Below are 15,526 nucleotides of genomic sequence, written 5' to 3'. Positions count from 1 at the left end.
CAGCACACAAGTTGCCGATCGCGTCGATGCTATAAATGAAAGTAACCAGACTTTCGAGTATCGATGCCCTTCGACGACGTCCTCAACATCAACGGCCTGCTCATCGCACTGAAGAGCTACACGTGGTGGAAGGTTGCGCTCGAACTGTTGGTTATCGGCATCGTCGTGTTCTGGGTCATCCGCTTCCTCCAGGACACACGCGGGGCTCGTCTGCTCAAGGGCATCCTGCTGGTGCTCATCAGCGGATACATCATCGTTCGCATTCTCGACAGGTCGTTCGAGCTAATCACGCTCGGCTACCTCTACAGCCGGTTCCTGCTGTTCGCCGGTGCGGCGATCGTTGTCGTTTTCCAACCAGAGCTGCGCCGAGCGCTGATGCGCCTGGGCGAGACACGCCTGTTCACCGCCCGCTCCAACGCCGACGCACGAGTCGAAGCTCTGGTCGAGGCGGCGTCGTTCTGCGCCAAACGCAAGATCGGCGCGCTCATCGCCGTCGAACGTGAGGTCGCGCTGGCCGGGACTGCCGAGGGCGCGACGAAGCTCGACGCCGAACTCTCGAGCCGTCTGCTCAACACCATCTTTTGGCCCAACAGCCCGCTGCATGACCTGGGCGTGGTCATCAGCAAGGGGCGGATCATGTACGCCGGCGTACAATTTCCGCTCGCCGAAAGCGGAGAGCTTGAACGCGATCTGGGCAGTCGACACCGCGCCGCCGTTGGCATGAGCCAAGACTCCGACGCGCTGGTGATCGTCGTCTCCGAAGAGTCCGGCCAGATCAGCGTCGCCCAATACGGCAAACTGAACCGCAAGCTCAAACCCGACACGCTGCGCAGCATGCTCGAGGAAGCGCTCTTCGGCGACGGCACTGACCCCGACGATGGCGGCTTCAGCGACAGCCTTGGCGATGCACAGGACGAAAACGAAAACCGCGAAGACAAGCCCAACGACCCTGAAGCCAAGTCCGCCGCCTGACCTGCCCCAAGGCCAACCACGTTCACCCACCGCATGCCCAAGCAACGCGCCAAACTTCGCCTCGGACGACGCTCTTTGGTGTGGCGCATGTCCCGGCGGATCCGTCAGCGGATGACATGGGACTATTGGAAGACGCTGCTGGCGACGATCGTGTGGGTCGCGCCGTTGACGCTGCTGATCTGGGGCGTTGCCGAGCGGGAGCAGATCGTCAGCGGCGAGTCCACCGTCCGCCTCGATCCGCGTAGCCAAGACACGACGCTCTCGATCCGCATGCCCGGCCGCAGTACCGACTCGGTCCAGCTCACGTTTGAAGGACCGCGCGTCGGCGTCTCGGCCGTCAACGAGTTTCTGCTCGAAACCTCCCGCGAGGGTGGCCTGGTCTTTTCCGTCAGCGACGCCCTGCCGGTCGGCGAGGTCTCGACGATCGACCTGAGGCAGGCCTTGCAGGACGAGCGCGTGTTCAGCGAAAACGGCGTCCGCATCGTCGCGACCAGTCCGGCGACCGCCGACGTGTTCGTCGACAAGATCGTCACCCAAGTCTGGCCCGTACTCGCCGAGACCGGCATCGACCCGAACCTCATCATCACTTTCGAACCCACCGGAGCCACGGTCGTCGGTCCGCAACGGGTCTTGGAACAGTCCAGCCAACGGCTCTACGTCGAGTTCCCGGACAATGCCCTGACCGATGTGGGCACCGAGCCGCGTTTGTTGGACGAATTGTCGATTGTGCTTCCCGACGACGTCGCGATCCCGCTCACCATCGATCCGCAACGGGTCGATGCGACGGTCCGCCGCAAGGCGACCGTGCTCGAAAACTACGTCATCCGCACCATGATCATCCGCGTCGCCAAGCCCGCGGCCGTCGAGGGCCAGCTACGGATCAAGGTGGACCCGTTCGTGCTCAACAACATTGAGGTCACCGGCCCGCCGGAGATGATCGCCAGACTCGAACGTGGGGAAGTTCAGGGCGTGGCCGTGTTGGACGTGCCGGGCAACGTGCTGCCCGGTCAGCGACGGGCCACGCTGCGCATCGAACTGCCCAACGGCGTCCGGCTTGTCGATGAGCCCCCGGCAATCGACTACGAGGTCACCGCCGTTTCGCCGTGACGCCCTATCGTGTCTCGATGACCGACTATGCCGAGCAGCTCGCCCGACAAGCCCGTGCCGCCGCGTTGAAACTTCCGCTGATCGGCAGCTCCCCTCGCACCGCTGCCATTAGCCGGCTCGCCGACCTCCTGCGCGAACGAGCAACGAAGATCGTCGCGGCCAACGCGCACGACGTCGACGCCGCGACCTCCAACGGCCTGACCGACGCGATGGTCGATCGTCTGCGCCTTACACCGGGGCGGGTCGAGAAAATGGCCCTCGCCGTTGAAAACATTGCCCGTAAATCCGACCCGGTCGGACGCACGCTACACGGTGAGGTACGTCCCAACGGTTTGCGATTGGAAAAGCGTTCGGTGCCGCTGGGTGTGGTGTTTTTCATCTACGAGAGTCGGCCGAACGTGACCGCCGACGCCGCAGCACTCTGCATTCGCAGCGGCAACGCCGTCATCCTCCGTGGCGGCAAGGAGGCGATCCACTCCAACACGGCCATCGCCGAGTGCGTCGGTGACGCTTGCCGTGATGCCGGATTGCCCCCGCACACCGTGCAACTCGTCGAACGGACTGACCGAGAACTCGTGGCGGACTTTCTCCAACGCTCCGACGAGATCGACATCGTGATCCCGCGCGGCGGGAAGTCGCTCATCGAGGCCGTGGTGCGTGACGCACGGATGCCGGTCCTCAAGCACTTCGACGGCAACTGCCACGTCTACATCGACGTGTCGGCCGATCCGGCGATGGCCGAGGCCATTGCGGCCAATGCAACGACGCAGCGGGTCAGCGTGTGCAACTCGGCCGAGACGGTGTTGATCCACGCGGACTACCCCGCTGCTGACGAACTGCTCCGCAAGCTCGCCGACGCCGGCATGAAGGTACGGGGCGATGAGCGTGTGCGTTCGATCCTGCCCGAAGCGACTGCCGTGACCGACGACGACTGGAACACTGAGTTTCTCTCGCTCGACTGCGCGGTTGGCTTCGTCGACTCGCTCGACGCGGCGATCTCCCACGTGAACCGGCACGGCTCACGCCACACCGATGCGATCGTCACCGCCGACATGGCCGCCGCTGACCGGTTCGTTAACGCCGTCGATTCGGCCAACGTCATGGTCAACTGCTCCACCCGCTTCAGCGATGGCGGCGAGTACGGTCTAGGTGCCGAGATCGGCATCAGCACTGACAAACTTCACGCCCGTGGACCGATGGGCGCGAGTGACCTCTGCACTTACAAGTGGGTCGTCACCGGCCACGGGCAAGTGCGGTCTTGAGCCGCGTTGTGGAGCAACGCAGCTAAGCATCTTCGTGGATGCCGAGATCGATCGGTGACTCGCACGTCCCGGCGGCCACGCGCCGCACCTCACCACGACCACCGCTGATCGGGCCCTCGTAGTCGAGATACTTCCGCCGGTGATCGTGGATCGGCGTGACCGTCCCACTGATCGGCCACGTCGCCGACCGCCACGTTCGCAACACCCCACCTCGCTCACGTTCGACCATCACGTCGAAGTGATCCTCGTCATAGCCGGTGTGATGGAGGACGACATACCGGAGCGTCATGCGATGATCGTCGGGCCGGGGGCGTATTGGCTGCGTTCGCTGCCGCCTTCAGCGACGCTGCTCTTGATGTCACACGGATGGGCGTCGGCGCCGAGGCCGAAGTCGTCGTGGTACCACTCCTGAATCTGATTGAGCTCATCAGGCGTGATGTCCGGTAGATCGGGCACGGCGGCGATTTCGCGTATCTCGTCATCGGTCGTGAGCGTCGCGGTGATGCTCGTGAGCGCGGGTTGTTGGAACAGCCACTTGCAGGCGAACTGATGCATCGTCATGCCATGACCTTGCGCGATCGGGCGGAGCATGTCGGCCTTGGCCGGGCCGTGGATGCGCCAGTTCGCATCACGGAACTTGCGGTGATCGCTGCCGGAAGGATGGGCTTCCTTCTTGACCGCGTCCTTCAGAATGCCGGAGTGGTCCTGTACCCGCGCGAGAATGCCCGCGCCACACGATGTCGCCATCTCGCCCAGCTCGCGGGCGGGGTGTTGCTCGAGCACGTTGTAGACGGTCTGCACGACTTTCGCGCCGTGGTCGCCCATGGCTTGAAACCCTTCCTCGCGCCAACCGATTGCGGGGCCGAGCGAGACGCCCCACGTGCCGATCTTCCCCTGCTCGACCCACTTCTCACATTGCGCGAACAGATCATCGTGGAAGTGCGGCAGCTTGATGTTGTGGGCGAGGTAGACGTCAATCCGATCGGTGCCGAGGCGACGCAGCGAGTCGTCGAGCATGCGATTGATGTGCTCGGTTGAGAAGTCCTGCTTGCGTTCGCGGTGCGAGCCTTTTTCACCGGGATCGTTATGCCAGTCGTAGCCGAACTTGCCGCCAATCTGCACGCGCTCACTCTTGTCGGCCGGGATCTTGCCGAGCCAGTTGCCAAAGAGTTCCTCAGCCCGACCGTTGCCGTACGCGTCACCATTGTCGAAGAACGTGATGCCCTGATCGAGCGCGAGGTCGCACATGCGATCGCAGTCGTCCTGCGTCCGATGGCCCCACCAATCGACGCCGAAGATCCAGCAGCCGAGCGAGATGGGCGAGACGGCGACGTCGGTGTGTCCGAAGGTGCGTGCGGTCATAATGGATGATACGCAGCTCACTCGACGCGTTGGTACCGGCCTTTGAACAGCAGCGTTGTGTCGCCGTAAGTGCCGAAGCCGTCGATGGTGTAGGACGGGACGCCGTTGATAGTGACGACCTCCTCGCGGAAACATTCGTTGGGCCCGTACCAGAAAAGATTGCCGTCGGTCACCCGGCCGACGTGTTCGGTCACGTCGCCGGTCGACTTCTCCACGCGACAGATCAGTTCGCCGGCTTCATTGCGGAAGTTCTTCGCCTTGGCCGTCGTCACGTTGCCGTCGGTGTCGACTTCGCGAAAGTCCGCCACCTGCACGTTGCCCTCCCAGCGATACGACTGTTCGACGCCGAGTTCGGTGAGCAGTTCGCCCTCAGCAGAGAAGACCTGAAACGTCCCCCGCCAGTTTCCGTCGAACGGCTCAAACGCGGCAGGCCGGTCGGACGACGCGCTGGAATTGAACGCGAGTAGGCAAACGAAAAGCAGCAACTTCATCGCAACAACGTAGCTCTTCGGCAAACTCCACACAGCGCCCGAATCACTCTGCGAATCGTCACCGGGGACGGGCGGCCTTGCGCAGGAACCAGCCTGTCGTTCCGATCACGGCGACAATCACCAAGGCAAGCCGTTGAAGAGCAAGTGCGTGGAGCGACGCTCGAAGAACGGCAGCGTTGGGCGCTGAAAGTCGGTCGCCGCGGGAAGCAAGAGCGCGTCGAAGCGGTCGGCGGGGAAACCGGTGGTGGTTTCGTCAGCGCGGCTTGATGGCTCGTCGGGATCGACCAACGTGCCCGTGGTGTAGATGTTGTCGCGCAGGATACCGACGAACGGCGAGTTCTCGAACGTCACATGCCCGTCGGCGTACAGGATGTTCTGCCCGTCGCCGCCATGGTTCGGCGAGTTACCGGCCTTCCTCTCCTGAGACGTGCTGTCGACAGTGAGATCAAGTAGCGGCTGTCCGCCAGGATTTCGGTCAGCGACCAACGGCATATCGGCCGTCATTGTGTTATTCCACTTCCAATCAGGTGCCTCGGAGTAAGGGTTGGCGAAGCTGTAGCTGAGGACACCGCTGTGGGGAAAGTTGGATGTCTGGTTCACCGGCTTGCTTGCGAAGTCCCACGGGCGAACGCGAGCGTGGTTATCGACTTCCGACGGGCATAGGAAGACGCCGGGATCGATATCTTGCGTACGCAGGAGAATGTACCACGCGGCAGTGATGTCGTTGAACTCCGGGCCGGTCCACGGGTCGGACGTATCCCAGCCGGTGAATGCGGTGGGTGGCTTGGAGAAGTCGTGGGCAAGTGAAGGGAGTGCGTTGGCGTTTTCATGCGCGTAGATAGTTGCCGCGAGACTGATCTGGCGGAGGTTGCTAGCGCATTTCACGCGGCACGCGGTTTCCACGCTTCGGCTGAGCGATGGCGCAATGGACATCAAAAACATGATCACCAAGCCCACTGCCACGCATGCCACCACGAGTTCGCCGAGGGTGAATCCACGCCGCATAACCCATGGCATCGACCAGCCGCCAACGAGTTGCACCGTTGGTCAGATCCGCGCCAGCATCGTCTTGTAGAAGCTCGCGTTGTTGGGGTGCTTTTCCAGGGCTTGCTTGAGCGTCTGGATGGCGGCTTGCGGGGGCATGGCAAGGAGATGGCGGCGGATCTTTCTTGCCGCTTCGAGTTCCTTGGGCTCCATCAACAGTTCCTCCTTGCGGGTGCCGGACTGTTGGATGTTGATCGCGGGGTAGATGCGGTCGTTGGCGAGTTTGCGGTCGAGGGTGAGTTCCATGTTGCCGGTGCCCTTGAACTCCTCGAAGATCACTTCGTCCATCCGGCTGTTGGTCTGGATCAACGCGGTGGCGAGGATGGTGAGGCTACCGCCGTCCTCGACCTTGCGGGCGGCGCCGAAGAGCTTCTTGGGGATGTCGAGGGCTTTGGAGTCGATGCCGCCCGAGAGGGTTCGGCCGCTGTTGCTGCCGCGGTTGAATGCTCGGCCCAGGCGTGTGAGCGAGTCCATCAGCACGACGACGTCCTTGCCCTCCTCGACCTTCCGCTTGGCCCGTTCAATCACGAGCGTGGCGATCTCGAGGTGCTTGGCGGTGTCGTTGTCGTTGCTCGAGGCGTAGACGGTGCCGGGCACGTTGCGTGACATGTCGGTCACTTCCTCGGGCCGTTCGTCGACGAGCAACAGAAACAGTTCGAGATCCGGATAGTTCGCGCCGATGCCCTTGGCGATGTTCTGGAGGAGAATGGTCTTGCCGACGCGCGGCGGCGCGACGATCAGCCCGCGCTGCCCGAAGCCGACCGGCGTGAGCAGGTCGATCATCCGTGTGGTCAGTTCCTTTTGATCGTGCTCGAGCTTGAGTTGCGGCTGGGGGTCGAGTGCGACGGAGTCGTAGATGCTGGTGTACTCGGAGAACTCCTTGGGGTCTTTCCCGTCGACGGACTGAATGAATCCGACGGACTTGCCACGCTCCTTGTTGGGCGGATCGCAGAGCAGTTCGACGCCGGGCCGGAGGCGGAAACGATCAACGACACTGCGCGGAACCACGTTGCGGCCGGGCAGGTCACGCAAGAGATTGGCCGGATCGCGCAGGACACCGTCGCCACGCTCGGAGGGGAGGTGGAGAATGCCACGGATTAGGTCGGTCTCGACCGCTTGTTCTGCCATGAGGGAACACCAGATTGTGTCGTGAGCGACGACGAGTACCGACAAGTTTGCGTCGGCCCCGAGCAACGCGTGACCTTCGGAAAGTCAACGCCGTCCCGGGCCTATGCTAGGCCAACCAACCCCAAATCCCCACCATGGCCCAAGAGAACGACATCCAGGCACGATTGACCGACGACATGAAAACCGCCATGAAGGCCGGCGAGAAAGACCGGCTGCAGGTCATTCGCATGTTGCTCAGCGATGTGAAGAACGCCGACATGACCGGCGTCACGCCAATGGAAGCGGTCGAGTCTTACGGCAAGAAACTCCGCAAGAGCGTCGAGGAGTATAAGAAGTACGACGACCCCGACCGTGTCGCGGCGCTCGAAGCCGAGTACGCCGTTGTCGAGGCATACCTTCCGAAGAAAGCCGACGCGACCGAGACACGGGCGCTCGTCGATGCTTACCTCGCGGAGAACCCCGCCGATAATTTCGGCCGAGCGATGGGCGGATTTATGAAAGCCCACGGTGACCGGGTCGACCCTACGCTCGCGAAGTCTGCACTTAACGAAGCGCTCAAGAACTAAGGACCCATCCATGCCCGACATGCCCGCCGTTGGAACCAAAGCCCCCGACTTCGAACTTCCCAGCAGCACCGGCGAGACACTCAAGCTGAGCAAGCTCGCCAAGTCCGGCCCGGTCGTGCTGTACTTCTACCCCAAGGCCGACACGCCCGGCTGCACGACACAGGCCTGCTCCATCCGTGATCAGCACGCCGACTTCGAAAAGCTCAACGCGACGGTCCTCGGCGTGAGCCCTGACCCGATCAACAAAGTCGAGAAGTTCGCCACGAAGCGCGAGCTGAACTTCCCCCTGCTCGCCGACGAAGACCACGCGGTGTGCGACACCTACGGCGTCTGGGTCGAGAAGAGCATGTACGGCAAGAAGTACATGGGCGCGGCTCGCGCCACGTTCATCATTGCCAAGGGCGGAAAAATCGCGGCCGTGTTCGAGAAGGTCAAGCCCAAGGAACACACCGAGCAGGTGCTGGCATCCTTGGGCGAACTCTAACGGCGCCGACGTAACAGCAGTCCGCCGAGCGCGATGGCCGCGATGCCCGGCTCGGGCACGGTCGTTCCGCGACGAAGCTCCTCGAAGTTCCACGTCAACAGCGGGTCGCCGACCGGCACGTTCTGCCAGCTGATCAGCTCGTTGCTCAACCAGGCGGCCTCGGCGAACGTCAGTCCGTCGAGCAACGCGGGGATCAACACTTCCTCGTTGGAAACGCTCAGATCGAACGGTTCCCACGCGTGCCCACCGGCGGCGGTACCGCCGATCGCGATCCACTCGGCGACCTGCGCCTGGCCGCCGCGGTTGGCGGGTGACCCGTCGCTTTGCAACTCGAAACTCGTCGCGTTGAAACTCTCGTAGCTGATGAACACCGCCCCATCGGCCAACTCGAAATCGAGCTCTTCGGTGACATAGCTGAACCCGTCGACCGGGGCGTCGTCGAACGCTCCGTTGCTGCCGAGGCCGGTGTAACTTATCACCGGCCCGTTGGCCGTCGTGATCGTCGCACTGGTCACGTCGACCACGGGCTGCACGCCACGCTGTTCAAGTTCTTCACGCAAGCCTCGGATCAGCACGTCCGCCCCGTCGCGTTTCTCGATCAGGTTGTCGATCGGCGGGTCGAAGTTGGTATCGCGGTCGAGAATGAACTGAGCGTTCCTCGGGACCGTCACGTTCTGGGCCCGGTTGAGCGACGCGACGACATCGTCGACGGTGAACCCGTCGAGCCGGCTCGTGAGGATGAGCGACCCGAGTTCGTTGGACGCGTTGATCTGGCGATACTTGCCGAACCGCTGGATGGGCGTGTACGTCGATGCCCGATCGAATACATCCGGGTCGGAGTTGAGGTCGATCGTCGTCGTGGCGCGATAGGGATTGAACAGAGCGCTGGGGCTGTTGCTGAGCGTCGCCGCGCCGGCGTTCTGGCGGGCGAGGTCGATTGCGGCCAGCGTCAGTTCGCTTTCCACACTACTGAACGTGCTGCTTTGAATATCGAACTCAGTGCCGCTCGCACCCGAGATCCGGTACGGCACGCCCTTGGTCGTCACGATGACATGGGTGTTCGCCACGTTGTCGCCCTGCCCGAGGTATGCCTGCACTTGAGGCAAAAGCGAGGTTTGGTAGGTGGCGATGTCGATCGTCTCGGTGTTCGGGACGTCGATGTTGAGCAGCGTCACACCGGGTCGCAGGGCTTGATACGCGTCGCCGATGGCGATGCTGTCGGCACTGTTTTGGTTGACGAGAACGACGACGTTCTCCTCGCTCGTCTGCCCCGCCGAAACGGACGCCACGGCCACGACGATCACACCACCGACGCCAAACTGATACGAAAGACTTTTCATATGGATGGGCTCCAAAGCTGAATATACCTCAAACCTGGCACTGCGGTTCGTCCGTGCCGCGATGATCATGTCCCACGTGTGTTGCCAAACAACTCGATGTGGAGCCGGGGGCAATACCGAAACCCTTCCGACCGACACAGATCGACCAACCAGCCCTGACGTTCCCGCAGCGTTGCACTGTCGGTCCCCTCAGGCATCAGGAGGACGTCACCCGGTTCCCAGCCTTTCAGTTGGCCGAGCAAATGACGGATTTCGGTCAGGTCGGCCGGATCGGCAACGACGAATTTGAGTTGAAAGGCAGGCCCGGCGTCGATCATTCGCTGGATCACGTCCGGCCGAAGCCGCCGCTCATCGTGGGCGACGGCGAGCTTGCCGGGAGGCGTGCTGTTGCTCAGCTTGGGCGAGATGCTCCATAAATCGCACCGCACGTCCCGCCAGATCGTCCCGGCGGTTTCGATCGTGAGGTGGCCGGCGAGCCGGTCGATCAGGTCGCCGACGTTGTCCCAGATCATCGGTTCCCCGCCGGTAAGCACGACATGGCCGCAACCGACCGCATTGACCCGCCCGGCCAAGTGCTCCGGCGTGTCCCGCTCGCCCTCCGGCTCCCACGAGGCGTATGGCGTGTCGCACCACGCACACCGCAGATTGCACCCCGACAGCCGTACGAAGACGCTTGGCATGCCGGCGAGTTTGCCCTCCCCCTGGATGCTGTGGAACACCTCCGAAACAAGCATGTCCGAGCGTAGGCCTAACCCAACTTTGCGGGGCGTGTCCAACGCATCATGACGTACTGCGAAAAACTCGAAGATCGTCGGCTGCTGACCGCCGTGTTCCTCTTCGGCGACGGCACGCTGCAGATCAAGGGCACGGGGGGTGCCGACTTCATCTCCGTCGATCGGGACGAGTTCGAGAGCCGGGTGCGGGTTGTGCGTGGCGACGTCATCCGACGCTTCGATTACGCCGACGTCTCTAACATCGTCGTCGTCGCCGGCAATGGCGACGACGACATCGACATCGCGCCCGAGGTGTTCGTCACCACCCGCATCTATGGCCAAGACGGCGACGATCTGATCTTCGGCGGCGGCGGACGCGACATCGTCTTCGGCGGCTTCGGCAACGACACCATCGCCGGCAACGCCGGCAACGATCTACTCCGTGGCGAGTTCGGCGACGACCAGATCAACGGCGGCTCCAACGGCGATCGCATCTGGGGCCACGCCGGCAACGACGATCTCAATGGCTCATCCGGCAATGACACCATCGACGGCGGTGATGGCTTCGACGCCATCAACGGCTCGCGCGGTGCCGATCTGATCTTCGGCGGACGCAACGACGACACCATCGTCGGCGGCTCCGGTGACGACGACATCTTCGGCGAAGACGGGTTCGACGACCTTTTCGGCGAGTCTGGCTACGACATCATCGACGGCGGTCTTGGCAACGACGATCTCATCGGCGGCGACGACACCGACGAGCTTTACGGCTGGGAAGGCGTCGACTTCCTCGATGGTGGGCGGGGTGACGACTTCCTCTGGGGCGGCCCGCAGAACGACATCATGCTCGGTGGCAGCGGCAACGACACGCTCCGTGGCGTCGGCGGCCGGGACGACATGTTCGGCGAAGACGGTGACGACGAACTGTTCGGCATGGCCGATCGTGACACGCTCGACGGCGGCCGCGGCAACGACCTGCTCGACGCCGGTGCCGGCGATGACGAATTGATCGGCGGCTTCGGGCGCGACACCATGTTCGGCAGCTCGGGCGATGACATCCTCGACGCCGTCGATGGTGACTTCGACGAAATGTTCGGCGAAAACGGCGAGGACACGCTTTATGGCGACTTCTACCGCGATGAGTTCAGCGGCGGCCGAGAGGACGACGTCTTTATCGACGAGTTCGGCTTCCGCTTCTGATGCGACAAAGCACACTCACCGCGTAAACACGAAGTTCGCACGAAACGTCGGCTCGCCCTCGACCGGCTCGAACCACGACCGGTACAAGGTGAGTTCGACGGTGCGGTCCAACGACGGGCTCGGACTGCGTTTTTGGAAAAACACGTCCAGCACGTTGCCCTCGGCATCGAGCGTCACATCGATGATGACGATGATCGGGAACTGTGCGAAGCCGATCTCGTCACGCATGGCGAGAAAGTACTGGGCCGGCGCGAGTCGGAATTCCCGGCCAAAGCGGGCGTCGACCGCACCGTTGTTGAACGTCGCCTCACGCACCGTGGTCGCGGCCTGCAGGTCGCTCTCACCGGGGGGGCGCGGCTCGCCGCCATCGGATTGCGGGCGAGACTCCTGGGCTTCTTGCGGTTCCTGATCTTGGGACGAGTCTTCGCCTTCACGGGGGCTGGGCTCGGGAAACGTCGGCAGCCGACCGGGTAGGTCCGGCACGACGAACCCACCACCGGGCGGACGGGCCATGCGTTCCTCTTGCGGCGGCAGCGCGAGCCCGCTGTTCGAGGAAGAGGCCGCTTGCTCCTGGAAACCGTCAGGCCCAGCCTGTGGCACCGGACCATCCGCGCTGTTGATCGCGTTGCCTTGGCCGGCCGACTCGCCCCAGATCGATTTGATCTCGGGCAATAACACCTGCGGCTCTTCGACGTAGATCGGATCAACCCGCGTCGGTGCCGGTCTTTCCGTGCGAGCGATTCGGACGACTTGGTGGTTGACCCCGTACAGCCACATCGACCCCGCGACGCCCGCGTGGATCACGAGCGCACCGACGGCCGGCAGAAGGATGGACGTGCGGCGTCGCACCGCCTGATCGTATCGGTCAATCGGACGAAAGCTCTGCCTCCAGTTGCGTGAATGCGTCCGTCACGGTTTCGGCGACATGCACCTTCGCCCAGGCTTCGGGCTTGATGAAGCCATCGTCGATCCCGGCGTCGATCGTTCGCAAGAGCGGGGTGTAAAAGTCGTGGACGTTGAGTAGGACGACCGGCTTGGCGTGGGCGTTGAGCACCCGCCCGACGGCGATTTCGAAGAATTCTTCGAACGTTCCGAGCCCGCCCGGCAGCGTCAGAAACGCATCGCCGCGGGCCTCGAGTTCGTGCTTGCGGTGCCGCATGTTGTCGGCGATGAGCAACTCGTCGGCCGCCCGGTCGAGGATCGACTCATCGAAAAGCATGGGCGTGATACCCACGACCTTGCCCTTACCGCCACGAACAGCATCAGCAACCGCCCCCATGCACCCGACCGCATTGCCGCCATAAACGAGCGACCACCCACGTTCCGCGATCGCCCGCCCCACCTCCGCGGCAGTTTCGGTGAAACGTAGGTCAACGTGGTTGGACGATGAGCAATAGACGGTCAGCGCGGGCACGTCGGACGGTAGGCAGCCGACCGATCAGTCGAACCGCGTGAGCGCCATCTCCGCACCTGCCACCACGCATGCGTACGCCACAACGAAGTTCAAAGCCGTCAGCGCGAGCAACGAGAAGCCCGACCAGAACTTGGCACCCGGTTCGGCGCGATCTTTCGCGCTGCGGGCCAGGTGTGCGACGACGTAGCCGAGCATGCAAGCGGCGTGCAACAGCCCGACGCCGAGCCAAAGAAACCCGATGACGATGAACGCTTCACCTTTCGTGATGGCGAAGAGCAGGAGGATCAAAAGTCCAAGGATGCTCGGGAAGATCGCGGCGATGTATGCTCCGCTTCCCGGCGGTTGGTAGTCGCGGGCATCCGTGCCAGGCGACGCATACGGGAGTGTGTCGGTCTCTGCCATGCGGCCTCCGATTGAAACACCGAAGACACGCCGAAAAGTTGCAGACCGTGATAACGATGGGCCACCGGCGTCACACGCTTTGCTTCACTACTTGAAGTAGCCCTTGTCCGTGAAGTATGTGATCGCTTCTTCGGTGCTCTTGAAGACGGCGGTGGCCGTTTCGGTGATGAAGGGGCTGGGGAGGGCGCTGCACGCCCAAACGACGAAGACCTCTTTGCCGCCCTCGAAGGCGTGGTGCAGTTCGCGTTCGACGCCGCTGCTGAGGCCGGGCTTGCCGTTGGGGAGCTCGGGGACGAGGCTGATGATCATGTCGGCCTGATCGACCATCTTGAAATCACGCGCGTAGATCTGGCCCATGATGTCGCCGCTGATCTGAGCGACCTCGGCGGTCTTGAGCGTGACCGGCCCCTCGGCGGCGTCGAGCGTGACCATGTCCTCGCCTTCCTTCATCGCCTCGACCGCCTTCATGTGCAGCACAAACTCGTCCACGTCGGCCGGGTCGAAGCAGATGAAGTGCTCGTTGATCTTCGCCTTGAACTCGTCGATCTCCCGCAGCGTGTCGGGCAGGTCCATGACGTGCGACATGGGGAAGCTGAGGTAGACCTTCTGCATCTCCGGCTTGAACATCAGCCGGAACGTCGTCTCCACCGTCGGCTTCTCCCTCCCGCGGCTGATCATGTAGAAGTGGCCGTGACCTTTGGTGATGTTCGCGAGGATCTCGGTCGCCAGCGTCTCCTCCTCACGCCAGACCATGATGTCCTTGAGCGTGTGGTCGATGTCGTGGTCACGGTTGAGCCGTTGGTGGACCGACTCGGCGTTGTCGAGCAGCGTCAGGTAGAGGTCGGCGTTGAACTCCTTGATCTGATCGAAGTCGAACGCGGCGAAGAGCCCGTGTCGCCAGCGGAAGGTAGCGTGCGTGTTGACCAGAACGTGTTCGTGCTTGTCGGCGATGCGGAGGATCTTGTTGAAGACCGCTCGACGCAGCGAGTTGAGCCGAGTGATGGGCAGGTTGAGGATGCGGCCCGCAGGGATGTCCGGGGCCTCGTCATACATCATCTTCCCGACGTGCAGGACCTGCAGGTCGTGGCCCGCATCGCGTGCCAGGTTCTGGACCGCGTCGAGGTACGGGCCTTTGTCAACGCCAACTTGTCCGGTGAGAATCGCTCGCATGAGTCGGCAGTGTAGCCCGGCCGGCGGGAAATGCCGCGCTCAGGCGAGCCGTAGCTTGGCGAGTTCGTCCCGGAGAAACGCCGCGTGCTCGTAGTCCTCGCAGGCGATCGCGCTGCGGAGTTGTTGCTCGAGGCTGACGCACGGGTCCTTCGCCGAGGCGACGGCGAGCGCGTCGAGCACACGCCGAAGCACCTTGACCTCGTCGGCCGAGCCGAAGTCGGCAAGCGAGCCGGCACGGTGGTACGCCTGACGAATCCGCCGCAAGCCCTTCCGCACGGCCTGCTCCGCTTCCTTGAACTCACCCCGCTCCACCGCCACGGCCGCGATCGCGCGGTAGTGCATCATCAGCAAGTACGGGCGGAACCCCTCCATCGCGTTGCGGTCGGCCTCGGTCGCGGCGTACTGCCGGCAAAACGACATCACCTGAAGGTTGCGTTTCGTGTCACGCGCGACCGCGTCGAACTCGTCGAGCACGAAAAACGACAGGTACCGCTGGTAGTACATCGCCGCCTCCGATCTTAACAGATATCTCCGCGCAATCCGCATGACGACAATAGCAATCGAGTTGGCAACGTGAACGCCTTAAGCAGGGTTGTGTAATCAAACGACACTCCTTGCACGACCATCCATGTGGATGGGACACTTCACTGAGCGAGCGGCCCCTTTCACTGGAACAACACGCAGACACTCGCCGATCCGCAAGACGACACCATATCCAAAACGGATGAACTGGACTCTGTTGCGTATGGCAGAATAGCGACTAGGACACGCTTGAGGTCCTTTATTTATATCCGCTACGATGGCACCGATCCTGTCGATGAGCCCAACCACATCGTGATTTAAGCTGCTGTAGATAGATCGAAAAGGAGAT

The 15,526-nt window shown here is 62.7% G+C and carries 18 protein-coding genes; 6 read left to right on the top strand and 12 right to left on the bottom strand.

Translation table 11 applies throughout. The features are described from left to right. Positions 1–63 precede the first annotated feature (63 nt). The 3 genes from cdaA (at position 64) to AAGD32_06575 (ending at position 3,341) form a co-directional block, all read left to right on the top strand. Complete coding sequence (cdaA, locus tag AAGD32_06585) at positions 64–972, top strand: diadenylate cyclase CdaA (GenBank protein ID MEM8873911.1); 909 nt, start codon at positions 64–66, stop codon at positions 970–972. 87 nt (positions 973–1,059) lie between these two features. Next, a complete protein-coding gene (locus tag AAGD32_06580; protein ID MEM8873910.1) occupies positions 1,060–2,079 on the top strand; it encodes a hypothetical protein in 1,020 nt (339 codons plus the stop codon). Positions 2,080–2,096: 17 nt separating this feature from the next. Continuing rightward, the gene (locus AAGD32_06575) at positions 2,097–3,341 is read left to right on the top strand and encodes a glutamate-5-semialdehyde dehydrogenase (protein ID MEM8873909.1); all 1,245 of its coding nucleotides are present in this window, start codon (positions 2,097–2,099) and stop codon (positions 3,339–3,341) included. Positions 3,342–3,363: 22 nt separating this feature from the next. On the opposite strand, the gene AAGD32_06570 is transcribed toward AAGD32_06575, so the two are convergent. The 5 genes from AAGD32_06570 to rho all read right to left on the bottom strand — a co-directional run bounded on the left by AAGD32_06570 (position 3,364) and on the right by rho (position 7,366). Beyond that, on the bottom strand, positions 3,364–3,630 hold the full coding sequence (locus AAGD32_06570) for a hypothetical protein (GenBank protein MEM8873908.1): 267 nt from the start codon (positions 3,628–3,630) through the stop codon (positions 3,364–3,366). Continuing rightward, the gene (locus AAGD32_06565) at positions 3,627–4,703 is read right to left on the bottom strand and encodes an aldo/keto reductase (GenBank protein ID MEM8873907.1); all 1,077 of its coding nucleotides are present in this window, start codon (positions 4,701–4,703) and stop codon (positions 3,627–3,629) included. Before AAGD32_06565 ends, AAGD32_06570 begins: the two co-directional genes overlap by 4 nt. A gap of 17 nt (positions 4,704–4,720) precedes the next feature. Further along, positions 4,721–5,194, bottom strand: coding sequence for a hypothetical protein (locus tag AAGD32_06560; protein MEM8873906.1), 474 nt, complete (start codon positions 5,192–5,194; stop codon positions 4,721–4,723). A gap of 117 nt (positions 5,195–5,311) precedes the next feature. Beyond that, the gene (locus AAGD32_06555) at positions 5,312–6,127 is read right to left on the bottom strand and encodes a hypothetical protein (protein ID MEM8873905.1); all 816 of its coding nucleotides are present in this window, start codon (positions 6,125–6,127) and stop codon (positions 5,312–5,314) included. A gap of 114 nt (positions 6,128–6,241) precedes the next feature. Beyond that, positions 6,242–7,366, bottom strand: a complete 1,125-nt coding sequence (rho, locus tag AAGD32_06550; GenBank protein MEM8873904.1) for a transcription termination factor Rho — start codon at positions 7,364–7,366, stop codon at positions 6,242–6,244. Between the two features lie 134 nt (positions 7,367–7,500). On the opposite strand from rho, the gene AAGD32_06545 reads away from it, so the two are divergent. Together AAGD32_06545 and bcp are read left to right on the top strand one after the other, a co-directional pair. Further along, a complete protein-coding gene (locus AAGD32_06545) occupies positions 7,501–7,932 on the top strand; it encodes a GatB/YqeY domain-containing protein (GenBank protein ID MEM8873903.1) in 432 nt (143 codons plus the stop codon). Between the two features lie 19 nt (positions 7,933–7,951). Continuing rightward, the gene (gene bcp / locus AAGD32_06540; protein ID MEM8873902.1) at positions 7,952–8,416 is read left to right on the top strand and encodes a thioredoxin-dependent thiol peroxidase; all 465 of its coding nucleotides are present in this window, start codon (positions 7,952–7,954) and stop codon (positions 8,414–8,416) included. Here bcp and AAGD32_06535 read toward each other — a convergent pair. Continuing rightward, complete coding sequence (locus tag AAGD32_06535) at positions 8,413–9,756, bottom strand: hypothetical protein (protein ID MEM8873901.1); 1,344 nt, start codon at positions 9,754–9,756, stop codon at positions 8,413–8,415. The two genes, bcp and AAGD32_06535, sit on opposite strands and share 4 nt — an antisense overlap. 65 nt (positions 9,757–9,821) lie before the next feature. Next, positions 9,822–10,490, bottom strand: a complete 669-nt coding sequence (locus tag AAGD32_06530) for a 7-carboxy-7-deazaguanine synthase QueE (GenBank protein MEM8873900.1) — start codon at positions 10,488–10,490, stop codon at positions 9,822–9,824. Positions 10,491–10,538: 48 nt separating this feature from the next. Between AAGD32_06530 and AAGD32_06525 the strand changes: the two genes are divergently transcribed. Further along, positions 10,539–11,669, top strand: coding sequence for a calcium-binding protein (locus AAGD32_06525; GenBank protein MEM8873899.1), 1,131 nt, complete (start codon positions 10,539–10,541; stop codon positions 11,667–11,669). Between the two features lie 15 nt (positions 11,670–11,684). Here AAGD32_06525 and AAGD32_06520 read toward each other — a convergent pair whose 3' ends face one another. The 5 genes from AAGD32_06520 to AAGD32_06500 form a co-directional block, all read right to left on the bottom strand. After that, positions 11,685–12,518, bottom strand: a complete 834-nt coding sequence (locus tag AAGD32_06520; protein ID MEM8873898.1) for a hypothetical protein — start codon at positions 12,516–12,518, stop codon at positions 11,685–11,687. Positions 12,519–12,534: 16 nt separating this feature from the next. Beyond that, on the bottom strand, positions 12,535–13,083 hold the full coding sequence (locus AAGD32_06515; protein MEM8873897.1) for a TIGR00730 family Rossman fold protein: 549 nt from the start codon (positions 13,081–13,083) through the stop codon (positions 12,535–12,537). A 24-nt stretch (positions 13,084–13,107) separates the two neighbouring features. Then, a complete protein-coding gene (locus AAGD32_06510) occupies positions 13,108–13,485 on the bottom strand; it encodes a hypothetical protein (protein MEM8873896.1) in 378 nt (125 codons plus the stop codon). An 87-nt stretch (positions 13,486–13,572) separates the two neighbouring features. Then, entirely contained in the window at positions 13,573–14,655 is a 1,083-nt protein-coding gene (locus tag AAGD32_06505) for an AAA family ATPase (GenBank protein MEM8873895.1), read from the bottom strand. Between the two features lie 39 nt (positions 14,656–14,694). Next, on the bottom strand, positions 14,695–15,159 hold the full coding sequence (locus tag AAGD32_06500) for a UvrB/UvrC motif-containing protein (GenBank protein ID MEM8873894.1): 465 nt from the start codon (positions 15,157–15,159) through the stop codon (positions 14,695–14,697). Positions 15,160–15,526: the final 367 nt, after the last annotated feature.

The sequence above is a fragment of the Planctomycetota bacterium genome (assembly GCA_039182125.1).
Classification (GTDB): domain Bacteria; phylum Planctomycetota; class Phycisphaerae; order Tepidisphaerales; family Tepidisphaeraceae; genus JBCDCH01.
Note: the sequence above shows the minus strand (reverse complement) of the source record. Positions and strands in the feature narration are given on the sequence as shown.